Annotated in this window: 23 protein-coding genes; 8 read left to right on the top strand and 15 right to left on the bottom strand. The window is 60.0% G+C overall.

Annotated elements, in window-relative coordinates; genetic code table 11:
* Window positions 1-229: 229 nt before the first annotated feature.
* Entirely contained in the window at window positions 230-826 is a 597-nt protein-coding gene (locus tag EI185_RS07605; protein WP_124704533.1) for a 7-cyano-7-deazaguanine synthase, read from the bottom strand.
* A gap of 43 nt (window positions 827-869) precedes the next feature.
* Here EI185_RS07605 and EI185_RS07600 point away from each other — a divergent pair, with 43 nt between their 5' ends.
* The 6 genes from EI185_RS07600 (at window position 870) to EI185_RS07575 (ending at window position 4,216) form a co-directional block, all read left to right on the top strand.
* Window positions 870-1,241, top strand: coding sequence for a nucleotide pyrophosphohydrolase (locus EI185_RS07600; RefSeq protein WP_124704532.1), 372 nt, complete (start codon window positions 870-872; stop codon window positions 1,239-1,241).
* Window positions 1,238-1,546, top strand: coding sequence for a (2Fe-2S) ferredoxin domain-containing protein (locus tag EI185_RS07595; RefSeq protein WP_124704531.1), 309 nt, complete (start codon window positions 1,238-1,240; stop codon window positions 1,544-1,546). The genes EI185_RS07600 and EI185_RS07595 overlap by 4 nt, the downstream gene beginning before the upstream one ends.
* Before the next feature lies 1 nt (window position 1,547).
* On the top strand, window positions 1,548-2,153 hold the full coding sequence (locus EI185_RS07590; protein ID WP_124704530.1) for an alpha/beta hydrolase: 606 nt from the start codon (window positions 1,548-1,550) through the stop codon (window positions 2,151-2,153).
* Window positions 2,141-3,052, top strand: a complete 912-nt coding sequence (locus EI185_RS07585; RefSeq protein WP_124704529.1) for an ATP-binding cassette domain-containing protein — start codon at window positions 2,141-2,143, stop codon at window positions 3,050-3,052. Before EI185_RS07590 ends, EI185_RS07585 begins: the two co-directional genes overlap by 13 nt.
* On the top strand, window positions 3,049-3,840 hold the full coding sequence (locus EI185_RS07580; RefSeq protein WP_124704528.1) for an ABC transporter permease: 792 nt from the start codon (window positions 3,049-3,051) through the stop codon (window positions 3,838-3,840). Before EI185_RS07585 ends, EI185_RS07580 begins: the two co-directional genes overlap by 4 nt.
* A gap of 82 nt (window positions 3,841-3,922) precedes the next feature.
* Window positions 3,923-4,216 (top strand): TusE/DsrC/DsvC family sulfur relay protein, encoded by a 294-nt coding sequence (locus EI185_RS07575; protein ID WP_124704527.1) that lies wholly within the window; start codon window positions 3,923-3,925, stop codon window positions 4,214-4,216.
* 71 nt (window positions 4,217-4,287) lie between these two features.
* On the opposite strand, the gene EI185_RS07570 is transcribed toward EI185_RS07575, so the two are convergent.
* From EI185_RS07570 to EI185_RS07545, 6 genes are all read right to left on the bottom strand, one after another.
* A complete protein-coding gene (locus EI185_RS07570; RefSeq protein ID WP_124704526.1) occupies window positions 4,288-5,649 on the bottom strand; it encodes an ATP-binding protein in 1,362 nt (453 codons plus the stop codon).
* Entirely contained in the window at window positions 5,646-6,317 is a 672-nt protein-coding gene (locus EI185_RS07565) for a winged helix-turn-helix domain-containing protein (protein ID WP_124704525.1), read from the bottom strand. The genes EI185_RS07570 and EI185_RS07565 overlap by 4 nt, the downstream gene beginning before the upstream one ends.
* Window positions 6,318-6,343: 26 nt before the next feature.
* On the bottom strand, window positions 6,344-7,072 hold the full coding sequence (locus EI185_RS07560; RefSeq protein WP_124704524.1) for a cytochrome b/b6 domain-containing protein: 729 nt from the start codon (window positions 7,070-7,072) through the stop codon (window positions 6,344-6,346).
* Window positions 7,044-7,532 carry a diheme cytochrome c gene (locus tag EI185_RS07555; protein ID WP_124704523.1) on the bottom strand — a complete coding sequence of 163 codons (489 nt, stop codon included), beginning with the start codon at window positions 7,530-7,532 and terminating at the stop codon, window positions 7,044-7,046. Before EI185_RS07555 ends, EI185_RS07560 begins: the two co-directional genes overlap by 29 nt.
* Before the next feature lie 38 nt (window positions 7,533-7,570).
* A complete protein-coding gene (locus EI185_RS07550) occupies window positions 7,571-7,990 on the bottom strand; it encodes a DUF1924 domain-containing protein (protein ID WP_124704522.1) in 420 nt (139 codons plus the stop codon).
* Between the two features lie 257 nt (window positions 7,991-8,247).
* A complete protein-coding gene (locus EI185_RS07545; RefSeq protein ID WP_124704521.1) occupies window positions 8,248-8,583 on the bottom strand; it encodes a hypothetical protein in 336 nt (111 codons plus the stop codon).
* Between the two features lie 224 nt (window positions 8,584-8,807).
* Here EI185_RS07545 and EI185_RS07540 point away from each other — a divergent pair, with 224 nt between their 5' ends.
* Together EI185_RS07540 and EI185_RS07535 are read left to right on the top strand one after the other, a co-directional pair.
* On the top strand, window positions 8,808-8,963 hold the full coding sequence (locus tag EI185_RS07540; protein ID WP_124704520.1) for a PEP-CTERM sorting domain-containing protein: 156 nt from the start codon (window positions 8,808-8,810) through the stop codon (window positions 8,961-8,963).
* Between the two features lie 175 nt (window positions 8,964-9,138).
* A complete protein-coding gene (locus EI185_RS07535) occupies window positions 9,139-9,483 on the top strand; it encodes a hypothetical protein (protein ID WP_124704519.1) in 345 nt (114 codons plus the stop codon).
* Window positions 9,484-9,486: 3 nt separating this feature from the next.
* On the opposite strand, the gene EI185_RS07530 is transcribed toward EI185_RS07535, so the two are convergent.
* The 8 genes from EI185_RS07530 to EI185_RS07495 form a co-directional block, all read right to left on the bottom strand.
* Window positions 9,487-11,037: a class I SAM-dependent DNA methyltransferase gene (locus EI185_RS07530; RefSeq protein ID WP_124704518.1), complete on the bottom strand. Its 1,551-nt coding sequence runs from the start codon at window positions 11,035-11,037 to the stop codon at window positions 9,487-9,489.
* A gap of 120 nt (window positions 11,038-11,157) precedes the next feature.
* The gene (locus EI185_RS07525) at window positions 11,158-12,291 is read right to left on the bottom strand and encodes a Fic family protein (RefSeq protein WP_124704517.1); all 1,134 of its coding nucleotides are present in this window, start codon (window positions 12,289-12,291) and stop codon (window positions 11,158-11,160) included.
* Complete coding sequence (locus tag EI185_RS07520) at window positions 12,281-12,595, bottom strand: type I restriction-modification system subunit M N-terminal domain-containing protein (RefSeq protein WP_223247733.1); 315 nt, start codon at window positions 12,593-12,595, stop codon at window positions 12,281-12,283. Before EI185_RS07520 ends, EI185_RS07525 begins: the two co-directional genes overlap by 11 nt.
* Window positions 12,596-12,672: 77 nt before the next feature.
* Complete coding sequence (locus EI185_RS07515) at window positions 12,673-13,581, bottom strand: hypothetical protein (protein WP_124704516.1); 909 nt, start codon at window positions 13,579-13,581, stop codon at window positions 12,673-12,675.
* Window positions 13,578-15,029 (bottom strand): restriction endonuclease subunit S, encoded by a 1,452-nt coding sequence (locus EI185_RS07510; RefSeq protein ID WP_124704515.1) that lies wholly within the window; start codon window positions 15,027-15,029, stop codon window positions 13,578-13,580. The genes EI185_RS07515 and EI185_RS07510 overlap by 4 nt, the downstream gene beginning before the upstream one ends.
* Entirely contained in the window at window positions 15,026-15,163 is a 138-nt protein-coding gene (locus EI185_RS07505; RefSeq protein WP_124704514.1) for a type I restriction-modification enzyme R subunit C-terminal domain-containing protein, read from the bottom strand. Before EI185_RS07505 ends, EI185_RS07510 begins: the two co-directional genes overlap by 4 nt.
* Window positions 15,160-15,438, bottom strand: coding sequence for a type II toxin-antitoxin system RelE/ParE family toxin (locus EI185_RS07500; RefSeq protein WP_124704513.1), 279 nt, complete (start codon window positions 15,436-15,438; stop codon window positions 15,160-15,162). Before EI185_RS07500 ends, EI185_RS07505 begins: the two co-directional genes overlap by 4 nt.
* Window positions 15,435-15,707 carry a type II toxin-antitoxin system Phd/YefM family antitoxin gene (locus EI185_RS07495; protein WP_124704512.1) on the bottom strand — a complete coding sequence of 91 codons (273 nt, stop codon included), beginning with the start codon at window positions 15,705-15,707 and terminating at the stop codon, window positions 15,435-15,437. The genes EI185_RS07500 and EI185_RS07495 overlap by 4 nt, the downstream gene beginning before the upstream one ends.
* Window positions 15,708-15,797: the final 90 nt, after the last annotated feature.

Below are 15,797 nucleotides of genomic sequence, written 5' to 3'. Positions count from 1 at the left end.
CCAAACCGTAAGCACATTCCAAGCCAAACAGCGCCATGCTTAATGTAACAATGAGTTAAATTTTTTAATTCGTTAAATGCGCACCGTCATTTCATCATTACCGACGATATGCGTTACATAACTGACGAAACGCCGACAGATCATTCCAACCAAACCCTTTCGAGCATACCAGTATGCGATCACAACGCACATCATCCAAAAGTGATAGCCAGACTGACATTCACTGCATTCAATCCACACCCTCCACATTTGCGGCCAATAAAGCCGCCCGACGCTGCAAACATTGCGGACAATGCCCGCATGGCTTGGCATAACCCAACAGGCAGCTATACGTATCGCGTAAATTTATACCCAATTTGATGGCAAGTTCAATCACCTGCACTTTATTCAGTTCAGCCAGCGGCGTGTGCACCGCAATATCGCCCAGGCTGCGCGCCAGGTTATTGAAGCTCTGTACAAACAATGGCGACGCGCTCGGATAGGCGTCCGAGTCATCGCGATTCAGGGCCAGATGCAGACAGGTTGCGCCGATTTGCGTGGCATAACTCATCCCCAGCGCCAGCGCTACCAGATTGCGGTGCGGCAGCGGCACATGCAGGCGTTGCGTCTGTCCGGCGCGAAAAGCGTCTCCTACCGCCCCCATGTCCAGCCGCTGCAACGGCACACCCAGCTTGTTGCTGTGAATGCTGGCGGCACGCAACTCCTCGCGGCCGGCACGTTGGCCATAATCGATGAACAGCGCATGCAATGACGCGCCCTCGCTGTGCTTGAGATGCAGCAGGGTCACGCTATCGATGCCGCCGGAGAGCAGGACAAGTTCGGTCATGGCGAGGATGCTACACTATCCACCCGCAACAGGAGGCACGTGCATGTCCACCGATAGCATCGAGCAACTACAGGCCGAGATTCGCCGCTTTGCCGAAGAACGCGACTGGCAGCCGTTTCATACGCCGAAAAATCTGGTGATGGCGCTGGCGGTAGAAGCCGCCGAGCTGATGGAACATTTCCAGTGGGCCACGCCCGAACAGAGCCAGCACCCGGACCCGGTCAAACTAGCCGCCATCGGCGAAGAAATGAGCGACGTGCTGATTTATCTGGTGCGTCTGGCCGACGTGCTGGAACTGGATTTGCTCGCCGCCGCGCGCGCCAAGCTGATCCACAACGGACAAAAATATCCCGCCGATGCGGCGCGCGGCAACGCCAGAAAATACACCGAACTTACGCAGGACAAGCAGCCATGAGCTACTACAAACACCACGTTTTTTTCTGTACCAATCAACGCGAGGACGGCGCCCGATGCTGCGGCGCATCCGGCGGGCAAGCCATGCGCGACTATGCCAAAAAGAAGATCAAGGCGCTGGACCTGAATGGCGAAGGCCAATGCCGCATCAACAGCGCAGGCTGCATGGACCGTTGCAGCGAAGGACCGGTACTGGTGGTGTATCCGGAAGGCACCTGGTACACCTACGTGGACGAGCAGGATATTGACGAAATTATCGAACGGCATCTGCAACACGGCCAGGTCGTCGAACGGCTGAAAATCTGACGTGAAGCGATCCAAACTGCGTATCAAAACGGCCATCGGCAATATCGAAACGCTGGTCAACGATCCCGGCAGCGAACGGCGCGGGCTGGCCTTTATCGCCCACCCGCATCCGCTGCACGGCGGCACGCTGGACAACAAAGTGGTGCAGACCCTGGCGCAGACCTGCCACGATGAAGGCTATGTCGCAGTACGGCCGAATTTTCGCGGCGTCGGCGGCAGCGACGGCGAATACGATGGCGGCTTGGGTGAAACCTACGACATGCTGGCAGTCATCGCCTTTGTGCGCGCCCAATACGCCGCACCGTTGCCGCTCATCCTGGCCGGGTTTTCCTTTGGCGCCTACGTACAGCACCGCGTCGCGCAGCACCTTGCCCACGCCAAACTCATCCTGATCGGTCCGGCGGTGAACATGTACGATTTCGATGCTGTGCCTGCCCACACTCACGTCATTCATGGCGAACACGACGAGCTCGTGCCCCTGGCCGCCGCACAAGCCTGGGCGCAGGCCAGCGGCGCGCAGCTCAGCGTGATCCACGACACCGGCCACTTCTTTCACGGCAAGCTGGCCGAACTCAAAGCGGCGGCACTGGCAGCATGTCACTCCTGAGGGCGCGCAATCTGCGCAAACGCTACGGTGACACCGAAGTGGTGCGCGGCCTCGATCTCGACATCGAGGCGGGTGAGTGCTTCGGCCTGATCGGCCCGAACGGCGCAGGCAAGACCACCACGCTGAAAATGCTGCTCGGCCTGATTGCACCGGATGACGGCAGCATCGAAATCCTCGGCGAACCGGTGCCGTTGCGGGGGCGCGAGGCACGACTGCGCATCGGCGTGGTGCCACAGATGGACAACCTCGACCCGGATTTTTCGGTGCGCGAAAACCTGCTGGTGTATGGCCGCTACTTCGGCATTGCCGACAGCGTCATCCGCGCGCGCATCCCCGGCCTGCTTGAATTCGCCGGGCTGACCAGCAAGGAAAACGCCCGCATCACCACACTGTCCGGCGGCATGAAGCGGCGCCTGACGCTGGCGCGCGCGCTGGTCAACGACCCCGAGCTGATCGTGCTGGACGAGCCCACTACCGGCCTCGACCCGCAGGCGCGTCACGTCATCTGGCAGGGCCTGCGCCGCCTCATCAGCCAGGGCAAAACCATTTTGCTGACCACGCATTTCATGGAAGAAGCCGAACGGCTGTGCGACCGGCTGGTGATACTCGATCACGGCACGGCGATTGCCAGCGGCAGTCCGCGCGACATGATCGCCGCCGAAATCGAGCCCAGCGTGATGGAAATCTATGGCGAAACCGTGGCTGACTGGGGCGCACAGCACGGCCACACGCTGTGCGAACGCTTCGAGATCACCGGTGAAACGCTGTTCTGCTACACGCGTGATTGTGACCGTGTGCTGGACCAACTGCGCGCCCAGCACAGCTTGCGCTACCTGCACCGCCCTTCCAATCTGGAAGACGTATTCCTGAAATTCACCGGACGGGAGTTGCGCGATTGAATAACCGTCACAACTTCGCTGCACCGCGCCTGTCGCTGCGCTTCATCCCGGTGTGGCGACGCAATTTTCTGGTGTGGAAAAAGCTCGCCGGATCCAGCATTCTCGGCAATCTCGCCGACCCCATGCTCTACATGCTGGGCTTTGGCTACGGCCTCGGCAGCCTGATGCCGGAGGTCGGCGGCGCCCGCTACATTACCTTCCTGGCGGCCGGAACGGTGTGCTACTCGACCATGAACAGCGCCACCTTCGAGGTGCTCTACTCCGGCTTCTCGCGCATGCATGTACAAAAAACCTGGGATGCCATCCTCAACACACCACTCAATCTGGACGACGTAATGCTGGCCGAGCTAACCTGGGGCGCGTCGAAAAGCCTGTTGTCCGGACTCGCCATCCTGGCGGTGATCTGGGGCATGGGGCTGCAGCAAAGCTGGCTGCTCAGTCTTTGGGTACTGCCGGTGGTCATCCTCATCGGCCTGACCTTCTCCGCAATGGGGCTGGTAATGACCGCGCTGTCGCCCAGCTACGATTTTTTCATATACTACTTCACGCTGGTTATCACGCCGATGGTGCTGCTATGCGGGGTGTTCTACCCGGTGGACCGGCTGCCTGATTTTCTCCAGATAGCCGCCGCCTGGCTGCCGCTGTCGCACGCCATCGACCTGGTACGCCCATTGATCCTTGGCCGCATCCCGACGTATATTGCCGGACATGTGGCGGCGCTGGCCACGTGGGGCCTGCTGAGTTACTGGCTGGCGCTGGGGCTCACCCGTCGTCGACTGCTCAAATAGCGACGGCCATGCCAGATTTTTGGCGGCATTGGTATAAACTGTTCGAACAACGAAAACACAGGAGGCTGAAATGGAGGCTGAAATGGATATTCCGCAACGTGATGGGGATGGCTATCTGACCGACATGAGCGCGTGGACGCCGGAAATCGCGCGCGCGATGGCCACAGCCGATGGCTTTGAACTGTCCGATGTGCAGTGGGAACAGATCATGAAAGCCCGCGAATACTACGAGGATTGCAACTCGGTGCCGCCGGTCCGGAAATTCGCCAAATACATCGAGATAGACCAAAAAGAACTCTTCAAAATCTGGATGACCGGCCCGATGAAACCCATCACCAAATACGGCGGCCTGCCCAAGCCCACCGGCTGCGTCTGATCTGACGAGGCCCCCGGCTAACGCCGCAGCGCCTCCAGAAACCGCTGCCCCGCTTCAGCCAATGAAAACACTCACACTGTCCCGACATTCGCCTGACCGATGACGCGAACGGCGAGGCCGCCCAGTTCTGCCGAAGTCTCGACCTGCATATCCAGCCGGTGCACCGCTGCGATGCGTCGCACGATCGACCAGCCCAGTCCACTGCCGCTCTCACTGCTGCCAGGCACTCTGAAGAACCGCTCACCCAGCCTGTTCCGGTCGGTATCGGCCAGACCCGGCCCACTGTCTTCAACGCTCAACACAACACGCCCGGCCTGCTGCCGCACGCTCACCTTCACTTGCGCTGACGCCGGGCTGTATCTCACCGCGTTGTCGACCAGATTACGCACCAGAACCGCGAGCAGCGTCTCGTTGCCTGGAACGCTGCAGGGTTCAGTGGCATCGAATTCCAGCGTTTGATGTTTGGCGAGCGCTTTCGGTGCCAGTTCGGCCACCACCAGTTGCGTCAACGCGCTCAGATCGACCGCCGCCATGGCAGGCGCCGTAACGGCTTCCAGCCTGGACAAGGTCAGCAATTGCTCCACCAGTCGCGTGGCGCGATCGCAGCCCTCCAGCGTGTTTTTAAGCGCGTGCCTACGCAAGGCATCGTCAGCTTCGCCCAACGCCACCTGCGCTTGGGCACGGATCGCCGCGATCGGCGTGCGCAGTTCGTGCGCGGCATCTGCCGTGAAGCGGCGTTCGGATTCCAGCAACGTGCCAATGCGCTCGAACAGACCGTTCAGGGCGTTGATCATCGGCGCCATCTCCGAGCTTATGCCGTCGAGCGCGACCGGATGCAGCGCCTGCGGTTGGCGCTCAGCCAGTGCACGCCCGAGCCGGCGCATGGGTGCGACGCCGCGGTATACCGCCCACCACACCGCCAACGCCAGTAGCGGCAGCGCCACGACCATCGGCCACAGCGTGCTGCGCAGCACGGCCCACAGAATCGAGTCCCGCGAACTCGCCTGCTCGCCCACGTACACCTGCACGTCGCGCTCAGCCCCGTAGGCCGCAAATACACGCCACGCAATGCCTTTGATCTGCGCTGTCGCGAAGCCGGTCTTGATGTCCTTGCCGGATTCGACCATTGGTGTGACCGGCGCGTTGGCCGAGCGCAGCACCAAGCGACCCTCGTGGAAAACCTGGAACGCCACCTTGGGCGCATAACGGTGCAATGTGGGCGTATCAATGCCGGGGCCGTCGTCCTCTACCTCGCGCGTCTGCTGCACCACCAGCAGCGCAGCCGCCTGCGCCAGGTGGCTATCGAGCAACTCGTCGAGCTCGTAGCGCGCGTCAAACCAGGTCATCGCCGCGGTGACCAGCCAGACGCCCACCACCACGGCGAGTACCAGCGCGAGCAGCCGGCCTTGCAGCGAACCAGACGGTTTGATCATGATTTCGGTAAGTCGCGCAGCAGAATGTAGCCGACGCCGCGCACGGTCTGGATCAGTGCAGCGCCAAGCTTGCGTCGCAGATTGTGGATATGCACCTCGACGGCGTTGCTTTCCACCTCCTGGCCCCAGCTGTAGAGATGCTGTTCGAGCTGTTCACGCGAGAGCACGCGGTCGGCGTTGAGCATGAACGCGTGCAGCAGGTCAAACTCCCGCGTCGACAGCATGACGGACTCGCCCGCCTGTCGCACGGAGCGGGCCGCCGGATCGAGAACGACATCCTGCACGGTCAGGCACTCCTGCGGCTGGCCGTGTGCACGACGAATCAGCGCGCGCAGCCGTGCGGCAAGTTCGTGCAGGTCCACCGGCTTGACCACATAGTCGTCGGCGCCGACGTCGAGTCCGCGGATACGGTCGGGCACTGCGTCACGCGCGGTAAGCACCAGCACCGGCAGCGTGACGCCGGCGCGGCGGACGGCAGCCAGCACCTCCATGCCATCCTTCAACGGCAGCCCGAGGTCGAGCACCGCAGCCGCATAAGGCTGGGCGCGCAACTCGCGCTCTGCGGCCTCGCCGTTGCGCACCCAGTCCACCTGGAAGCCGAGCTGCCGCAGACCGGCGCGTAGGCCGTCACCCAGCAGCGGATCGTCTTCGGCGAGCAGGATATGCATGGCGTGAATTGTCTCACGAAGCGTGCTCAGCCGCGATCAGGGTTCCCGACCGTCGCCGATGCAGCGGGCCGGTCGGCGAGACCAGTGCCCGACGGTGCGCTTTGCCACTGCATCCACCAGAAACCCAGCACCACCGCCAGCATCAGCACGGCCACGCTGCGCCAGGGGCGGCGAATACCTTGCTCCGGCAGGCCCGGCTTGCGCCCGTTGATCATCGAGCCCACCAGATTCTCGCGGTGCAGCCAACTGCTGAGCAACACACCGGCGACATGCACACCGATGACGGCCAGCATCACGTTGGCTGCCGCCTCGTGCACCTCTTCCAGCCAGTCGCCTGCGATATCGTTGTAGGTGGCCCAGCCCGCTGCGGTGACGGCCAGCGCCAGGCCCAGCAGGGCCACGATGGCCAGCGCGCCGGCCGGGTTGTGGCCTGTATGGTGTTCGGGCCGGCCGCGCAGCAACGCGCCGACATAGCGCGCCACTGCTTTGGGGCCACGCACGAAGGTCGAGAAGCGCGCATAACGGGTGCCCATCAGGCCCCAGGCAATGCGAAAGCCCACCAGACCGGCCATCGTGTAGCCCAGCGTCACATGCAGCAGTCGCCAAGATTCGCTTTCGGCGGTGAGGTAGGCACCGGCAAAACTCAGCACCATGAGCCAGTGGAAGACGCGAACCGGAACGTCCCAGACCAGGATCTTGCGGGTTCCCAGTGCGTCGACAGATTGGTTAGCGGGGGATACGGACAAATCGTTCATTGAAATCTCCTTGGTCGGATCGGGTATGGCAGGCGGCACAGTTGGAAGCGCTCTTTATCGACGGTCGCTTCCAGGCGGACGCAGGCACCTCGTCGTGCTGGCGAATGAACCACGCCGAACGGGTGATGCGATCCTCGGGAGGCGCTTCGCGCACGCGCCCATAAGTGCCGGAGTAGGCGGTGAGCCAGGTCGCGAGCTGTTTCACCGTTGCCGGATCAAGCGAGGCATCCGTGCCGTAGTGGTGCGGCAGGTTGTGCATCACCCGCTGCCAGGAGGCGGCCGGCAGCATGCCGGGCGGATAGGCCACGTGGCAGGCGGCGCATTCCTGCTGATACTTGGGCAACAGCGGCACCCGCGCAGCGCGCTGGTCGTCATCGGCCATGGCCGGGTGGTTGATAGCGATGGCGACGAGCAAGCCGAACAGGGCCTGATGGACGCGGGAGTGAAGTCGAAACGGCATGGCGGGTTCTCCTTATAGGGTGGATGAAGTGGGGCGCATCATGGCTTGAGCGTCAGCAGCCAGCTCAACACGTCCGCCTTCTCGGCGGCAGTGCATTCGCGGCCCACGACGTCATTGCAATTGCGGCGGAACCATTTCTCGGTCCTGGCCGCGTCGGTGAAGCGCTCGGGGTTGAAGGCCGGCGCCAGCGCGCCGATGGTCTTACCGGTCGACGCATGCTTGCCGGTCTTGGTGGGCACTGCGCCATGGCACGAGGCGCAACTCCATTCGCGGCCGTGGTGGGCGGTGAAGAACTGCTGGCCACGGGCGGGCACGGCAGGCGAACCGGCCTGGGCGGTATAGCCAGACAACAGCTCCGGCGCGGTCGCCGCCTGGGCGGCAGGCGCGAGAGCAGCAACGGCCAGCCCGACGGCGGCGATGGATCGAAGCAGGGATTGATGCAGGGACGATAGATTCATGGCAACTCCTTTGTTGCCATGTTGCGGCTGAAATCTTAAGGCTTTCTTAAGCTGGGCTGTGCGTCCTCTGGCTCTCTCAAGCTGCGCTGGCTAGCGGCTTGCCGGGCTGAGGGTTGATGTCACCGCCAGAAAACCTGCACACGCTGCAGTGCATGACCGCGACCTTTGGTTTTTTTGTGGGGGATTACAATCCGAACACGCATTTCCTCGCCAGCGTCGTCGATATTCGATATTGCACGCTGCCGGGCACCGACGTGTTACAGCGCCTCCAGAAACCGCTGTCCCGCCTCAACCAACTCCGCCTTGAGCGCATCGCCACGACCCGCATCGTCGCCACAAGCCTCGTCCAGCAACCGCATCGCATCGGCTTCAAAGCGTGCAAACGCCACCCGCACCTTGTCCGGATCAAGTTGCCCGGCATGCGCCGCTGCCTTGGGCTGCACCGAATCGCCGATGGGCCTGAGCACTGCGTAACGCGGAATCACGCGCTGACCGCTACCGTCTTCTGCCGAAGCCACCAGCGGGCTGACTTTGGTATAGACTTTACCCTCGAATTCGAACTGCGCGCCGAGCGGGAGATGTGGGAATTTCATGAATTTCGCCAAGGCCATCAGGATTTTCGTATCAAGCAGTGTGAATTACACTGAACAAATACTTTCGCGTTTTATTTTCCAAGTGTCGTTTTATTTTACACATACGCCCAATCTTATAACCTTGAATTACGCATGTGCTTGTTTCGAACAAAATAATAAATAATGGTATGTTTTATGCTTAATTATTTTCACGCATATCAAGCGCAACTTTCCGGGAGATCATCATGAAATATCTGTCATTTATCGCCTTCAGTCTCATTTCATCGAATCTTTGGGCTGCAGGGGGAGTGGCACCAACAACAGTCCCTGAACCTGAAACTCTCTTTCTGTTCGGGATTGGCGTTGTGGCGCTGATCCTTTCCCGCAATAAACGCAAGTAAGCCAGGCCCCGGCACCGCCAGGTGTCGGGGCTTCGTTTATTCGCATTCCACAGTACAGCTTCTGCCCGCCTTTGAAATAACCCCTGCACCCGAATCAATCAAGCAGCACATCCAGGCCGCTACGCCTCACCTGCCATCCGAAAGGCGCCGCAAACATGCGGCCCATGGTACGCGCATGCAGGCCGGCGCGGGTGACAAACAAGCCCGCAGCATTGCAGAAGCATTAAGCCAGACCCTGCGCACGGATACACCAGCAAGCATCGATTTGCCGGTAATCAAGGGGCGCAAGGCCACAGCAGCGGTTGCGGAGCCTTCCATCAGCGGCTCGCGCGAAAGCCTGTTGATGTTTGTCGAACAACTGGCCCAGATCAGCCCGGAACAGGCCGGGCAGGGCGAAGCAAAAAGAGTGTCCGGCAAACGCGTGACGAAGAAGCAGGCGGCCACCAAACAAGCCAAACCCGTGAGTAATGCACAGCGGATTGACGATGCGTTTGCTGCGCTGGAGAGGTTGAGAACTTGATGATCAGGGGTGTTCGCCTGTCCCGCTGGCACTGAGATCAGTAGCGATCTCCCTGAACTGTTCCAGCGCCGCCTCCAAATCCTCCACAATCTCCGCCGCGATCACTTCCGGCGCGGGCAGGTTGTCGGAGTCGGACAGCGATTCATCCCTTAGCCAGAAGATATCCAGGCTGGCCTTGTCGCGGTTGATCAGCTCTTCATAGCCATATTCACGCCAGCGGCCATCGGGGTTTTCTGCCGACCACGTGGCTTTCCGGTCATGCCGGTTTTCCGGGTGGTAGCACTTCACGAACTCGTCCAGGTCTTCCCGCTTCAGCGTGCTGGTCTTGAGCGTGAAGTGCATGTTGGTGCGCAGGTCGTAGATCCACAGCTTGCGGGTCCACGGGGTTTCGGCGGCGGGCTTTTTGTCGAAGAACAGCACGTTCGCCTTCACGCCCTGAGCGTAGAACAGGCCGGTGGGCAGGCGCAGCAGGGTGTGGACGTCACAGTCGTGCAGCAGTTTGCGGCGGATGGTCTCGCCGGCCCCGCCTTCGAACAGCACGTTGTCCGGCAGCACCAGGGCGGCGCGGCCGTTCTGCTTCAGCAGCGTCTTCACGTGCTGGACGAAGTTGAGCTGCTTGTTCGAGGTGGTGGCCCAGAAGTCGTCGCGCTCGACGGTGTCGCGCTCCTTGCTGACCTTGCCCTCCTCGCCCACGATGGTGGTGCTGCTCTTCTTGCCGAAGGGAGGATTGGTCAGCACCACATCAAAGCGCTCGCCCGGGTCGGCGGCCAGCGAATCGCCCACCGCAATCGGCAACGTAGAAGCGGCGTCCCGCCGCTTTTCATCGTCGTCCAAGCGGCGGGACGCCGCTTCTACACTGCCGATGCCGTGCAGCAGCATGTTCATCGCGCACAGCCGGGCGGTGGCCTGCACCAGTTCCCAGCCCTTGAAGCTTTCGCCGCGCAGTTTCTTCTTCTCCGCCGATGTCATGTTGGGGTAGTGTTTCACCACATAGTCGTGCGCCGCCAGCAGAAAGCCGCCGGTGCCGCAGGCCGGGTCGGAGATGGTCTCGCCGGCCCTGGGCGCCATGGCATCGACAATCGCCTGGATCAGCGGGCGCGGCGTGAAGTACTGGCCCGCGCCGGACTTGGTGTCCTGCGCGTTCTTCTCCAGCAGGCCCTCGTAGGCGTCGCCCTTCACGTCGGCGCTCATCGACACCCAGGTTTCCTTGTCGATCAGGTCCACGATCAGCCGCCGCAGCTTGGCCGGGTCCTGGAACTTGTTCTGCGATTTGGTGAAGATCAGGCCGAGCAAGCCTTTCTGCTTGCCCAGTTCCTCCAGCGTGTGGCGGTAGTGGTCGAACAGCTCGTCGCCGTCCTTCTTCACCAGGCTGGGCCAGTCATAGCCGGCGAGCACCGGGCTGGCCTGGTTGTAGGGCGGCCGGCTGCGCTCGTCGGCCATCTTCAAGAACAGCAGATAGGTGAGCTGTTCGACATAGTCGCCGTAGCTCATGCCGTCGTCGCGCAGCACGTTGCAGTAGTTCCAGAGTTTTTGGACGATGGTTGAAGTGTTCACAGCTTGGCTTCCATTTATTGAGCTACCTTTTATTTACCAGCGGGCGAGACAGGCTCACGCAGATTCATCCCCACTCCCTTTAACTTGGCCACCACTTAAGTTAACGAAAAACGATTTCCGTTAACTAACAAATAATCGTAGGTAACGATCAAACGCATAAGCCCGTCCCCGTTGCTGCCCGGTAATCTCCAGCAGCATCCCCAGCTTCTCGAAATCCCGGATCAGGGCATTGGCTGTTGGCGTGCTAACGGACAACGCTTTCTCGATGTCGGCCGCCGACACCACCGGCTTGCGGTACAGCAGATTCAGTACCTGTCGGGCGTTGGCGGCCCGCTTGCCCAGCCCCAGCACGGCGTGCTCGGCTTCGGTGCGCAGGGCCAACACCTGCTGGAACACTTCGCGTCCCTTGGTGGCGGTTTCCGCCATGCCCTGCAGGAAGAAACGCACCCAGTGGATCAGATCGTTCGACACGCGCACCCGCATCAGCGCATCGTAGTAACTCGCCCGATTGCGCTCGAAGAAGTCTGACAAATAGAGCGAAGGCTTCGCCAGCACGCCATGGCTGACCAAATACAAGGGGATCAGCAGCCGCCCGATGCGACCGTTGCCGTCGAGAAAAGGATGGACAGTCTCGAACTGATAGTGGCTGATGGCCACCCGGATCAGGTGCGGCACCACGATAGCCTCGTTGTGCCAAAACGCCTCCAGGTCACTCATCAAATCCGGCACGCCGTCCGGATGGGGCGGGATGAACACGGCATCCGTCAGGCTGGAGCCACCGATCCAATTCTGGCTGGTGCGGAATTCCCCGGGCTGCTTATGCTCGCCGCGCACCCCGCGCATCAGGATTTCATGGGCCTGTTTCAGCAACCGGTTCGACAGCGGCAGCGTCTTCAACTCGGCAATCGCCGTGTTCACCGCGTCGATGTAGTTGCGCACCTCGCGCCAGTCATCGCGCTTTTCTGGCTGAATCTGCTCTTCCGACATCAGTGCTTCGTCGAAGCCGGTCTGGGTACCCTCGATGCGGCTGGAAGTCTGCGCCTCCTTGACCACGTGCATTTCAATGAACAGGTCGATGTCCGGCACGATCAGGGAAAAGGCATTCAGCTCGCCCAGCGCCCGGTTGGCCGCCTCCAGCAAGGCGTTGATGGTGGCGTCTTCCCACACCCACTCATGGTTTACCGGAACCGGCTCGAAGCTCTTGTACTGGTAGCGCTGCCGCAACACGCCCGCCTGGAAGGTTTCAAATTTCATGAACGGATCCTCCATGCAACTTGTTGAAGATCAGCCCGAGCAGGCCTTTCTGCTTGCCCAGTTCCTCCAGCGTGTGGCGGTAGTGGTCGAACAGCTCGTCGCCGTCCTTCTTCACCAGGCTGGGCCAGTCATAGCCGGCGAGCACAGGGCTGGCCTGGTTGTAGGGCGGCCGGCTGCGCTCGTCGGCCATCTTCAGGAACAGCAAATACGTCAATTGCTCGACGTAGTCGCCATATGACATGCCGTCGTCGCGCAGGACGTTGCAGTAGTTCCAGAGTTTTTGGACGATGGTGGCGGAGTTCATAATTTACAGACCGATTGAGTGCTTCTTGGTCACCAACTGATTGAAAAGGGCGACACCTTGGCTGACGATCTTGATGGTCAAGATTGGCACCAGCGAAATTCACGATAGAGAAGACCAAGCATGGCAATAGCGGATTCAGCATCATCTTCGATGAGCAACCGCCCTTCCCGCGTTAACTGTTCATTAGGTTTGCAACGGGCATGTAGCCGTGCGATCGCTTTGCCCACCGAAACAACGATTACTGGTAAATCTTCGGCCATCCGTTTTTCCAGTGCCTTAATCTGAGGGCCAAGGTCGATGCGACGAAGGCCATCATCACTGAATTTGTCAGCCATCCAGACACCCAAAGACGCCTGCGCTGCGTCGCGGCAGCGGTCGATGACTGACTCCGGGCCGGCGCGGTAAGCAGCTTCAACCACCTTCTCGATAGTCTGCATCACCTTCTCTCGGCCCTCGGTAGGAACCAAATCCATTTGGATTTCTGGCAGAACGCCCATTGCTGAACGGGCGCGCAAGGTGACCAAATCTTCACCCGTTACGATCCGCTCGATGCCGATGACTTTCCAAAGCGTAAATGCATCCGCTGTACCCAGGGCAACAAGGGGCGAAGTCTTCTCAGGATGTAATTCGGTGAACGCGGGCCAGCGCTGGAAGCCATAGAGTCGCTTGATGAGGTTTCCTTGGTGATCCCTATTCCCGACTTCCTCCTTGAAGGCTGGGTGGGTCTGGACGTGCCACTCCTGGGGTTGGAAGCCTAGATTGAAATAGAAGCGACCACGGCGAACGCGGGTCACCGGATCAAAAGTGTCTTCCCGGAAAATCAGTTTGGCGTGTCCGAGATCAGATGAGGACGTCGGCATGGCAGAAAGGTCCATTTCTAGTGGCAAAACGGTAGCTATGGAAACAAAGGGCGAAGGCCATATGCCGTGCCCATAGTTACTTGAACCTTCGTAAAAAAGACGACGGTCGGTATCGATCGCAATCATGCCGACAGCCCCATCACATACTCGGTTTGTCGTGCCGAGAAGGCTTTACCAAGAATTGCTTGGCGCATATGCTCGGCACGTTGAAGGTTGGCGTCCACCTGAACCTCTGTTTTGCTGATGATTGAAAGATGGCGGTCGACTTCGGAGACGATGCGGTGTTGTTCAGCGATTGGCGGTAACGGGAACGCGATTGAACCAAACCGACCAAGGCTGACCTTCAACTGAGCAACACCCTTTGTGATACCGAGTATCTGTTTGTGCACTAAGTCAGATTCGATTGCATACGCGAAAAACTGCGTCAGCGCAAAGTCGCCGAGCCGCAGCTTGATGCAATCCGCTGTAACAACTGCAGGTGGCCTATGCGCGGGATAGATACAAACATCACCTGGTGGATCACCCATTTTTGTGACAAGTAGATCGCCCGTTGCGACCCAATGCGCTCGTAACTCCCCGGCCTTCACCTCGCTAACGTAAACCGTGTCAGGTCCACCGAACATAGCTGCGCGGATGTTCCTCACAAACACCAATGGCACCCCGGAAGTGGCGTAGTCGCTCACCTTAAGACTGCTACCAAATGGCCCAATTGCTAGTGAATACGGCTCACCAGCTGACAATTGCGCAGGCGATGCCCACACCCACCCCTCCGGCAATTCGAGCAGGTCAGTGATGTCGGGTGCGGCGGGTTCTTTGTATTTGCCCTTGCCTTGCCACTGGCTGCGACGGGTTTCGAGGATGCGTTGCAGGAGTTGGGCGCCGGTTACGTAGCTGCGGCCTTCGCGGCGGGCGAGTTCGGCTTCGGTTTCGACGAGGCGGCCTTCGACGGCGGCTTTGAGGACGGCGGCTTTGTAGCGCTTGAAGTTGGCCTTGACGCGCTTGAGGTTGGCGACGGCTTCGTCGAGGCGGGAGAATTGTTTTTCGATTTCCGCGACGATGCGTTTTTGTTGGTCGAGGGGTGCAACTTGAATTGGCGTCTGCCCAAGCGTCTTAAGATAAACCCCCTTCTGTGCGGTACCTCGGGCCTTGGCCTCAAAGTAACGCTGAATCACAGGCGACTGAAGTTGGTAAACAAGATACTTCGGCAGAAGTTCTGGCCCCGGTGTAAGGACAGCCACACTTCTTTGCAAGGCAAAGGGCCCCGCAGCTTCTGGAACGACAGCAGCTCGGCCAATAGTGCCTACGATGGTCAATAGAACATCGCCAGCAGCAATTCGTGTCCTTGCATTTTCAGTTTTAAAAGCGCCCTCAGAGATCAGGCGAAACACATCAAAAACGATTTCGTTGTTTTCAATATTGCGTGCGCTAAGCATCGGCAGCCCAGTGTCTTGTTTAGGCGGCGGATTGTGCGAGCCATCGACGAGCTTGGTTACCAGTTCACGAAGCGGCTTTTCGCACCATCCATCAGATGCTGTTTGTACGAAGTAGGCCGCAGACTGCTCTTGGACCTTCATGCCGCCAAGCTTTCGTTCAATTGCTCAATCAGCGTGTTCAGCTCATCGCCGAAGAGCTGATACACCCTACCCAACCCACCCTCCTGGGCGAAGGGCGCGTATTCGAAGTCGTCCGGCTCGATGCCGCGATTCACCCGTACACCTCGTCATGGCTGCCGATGTCGAGCAGCAGGATTTCGTGCTCTGTGATTTGCAGGGTGAGTGTGATGCGGTAGCTGTAGGTGAGGCTGACGGCCTGCATGCCCTGGAGTTTGCCGGTCAGGGGATGCAAGCGCAGGCTGGACTGGAAAGGGTCGGCACTCAGTTGCTCCATCGTCTCGATGAAACGGGGCCGGAGGTCGGGGTGCTTGGCCAGGAACTTGCGCACACGACGGTCGAAGAAGGCCGTGGTGGCCAGGGTCCAGCTCATGTGGCCGGTTCGCTGTCCAAGTGCTGCATCAGGGCTTCGACGCTGTCGTGCCGGGTAACGCGGCCAGCCTTGGCATCCTCCAGCGAGGCCTTGATGCGGGCCAGTGCGGCTTCTTCCTGGGACTCGATCAGTTCGCTGTAGCGCTCTTCAGTCAGCACGACATATTGGGGGCGATTGTTCTTGATGATGTGCACCGGGCCTTGCGCCAGGGCTTCATCCACGGCGGCGATGCCACGACGCTTGATTTCCTGTGCTGGGACGATGTTCATGTTTAACTCCAATACTCAAAGCAGTACTTATTAAAGCACTATATAAGGTATCCGTAAAGCCAAAGATTATCCCGCGGGACGCGCGGCAGA

Origin of the sequence: Sulfuriferula multivorans (genome assembly GCF_003851125.1) — a bacterium.
Classification (GTDB): Bacteria; Pseudomonadota; Gammaproteobacteria; order Burkholderiales; family Sulfuriferulaceae; genus Sulfuriferula; species Sulfuriferula multivorans.
The sequence above is the reverse complement of the archived record's forward strand: the minus strand, read 5'-3'. Positions and strand labels throughout refer to the sequence as shown.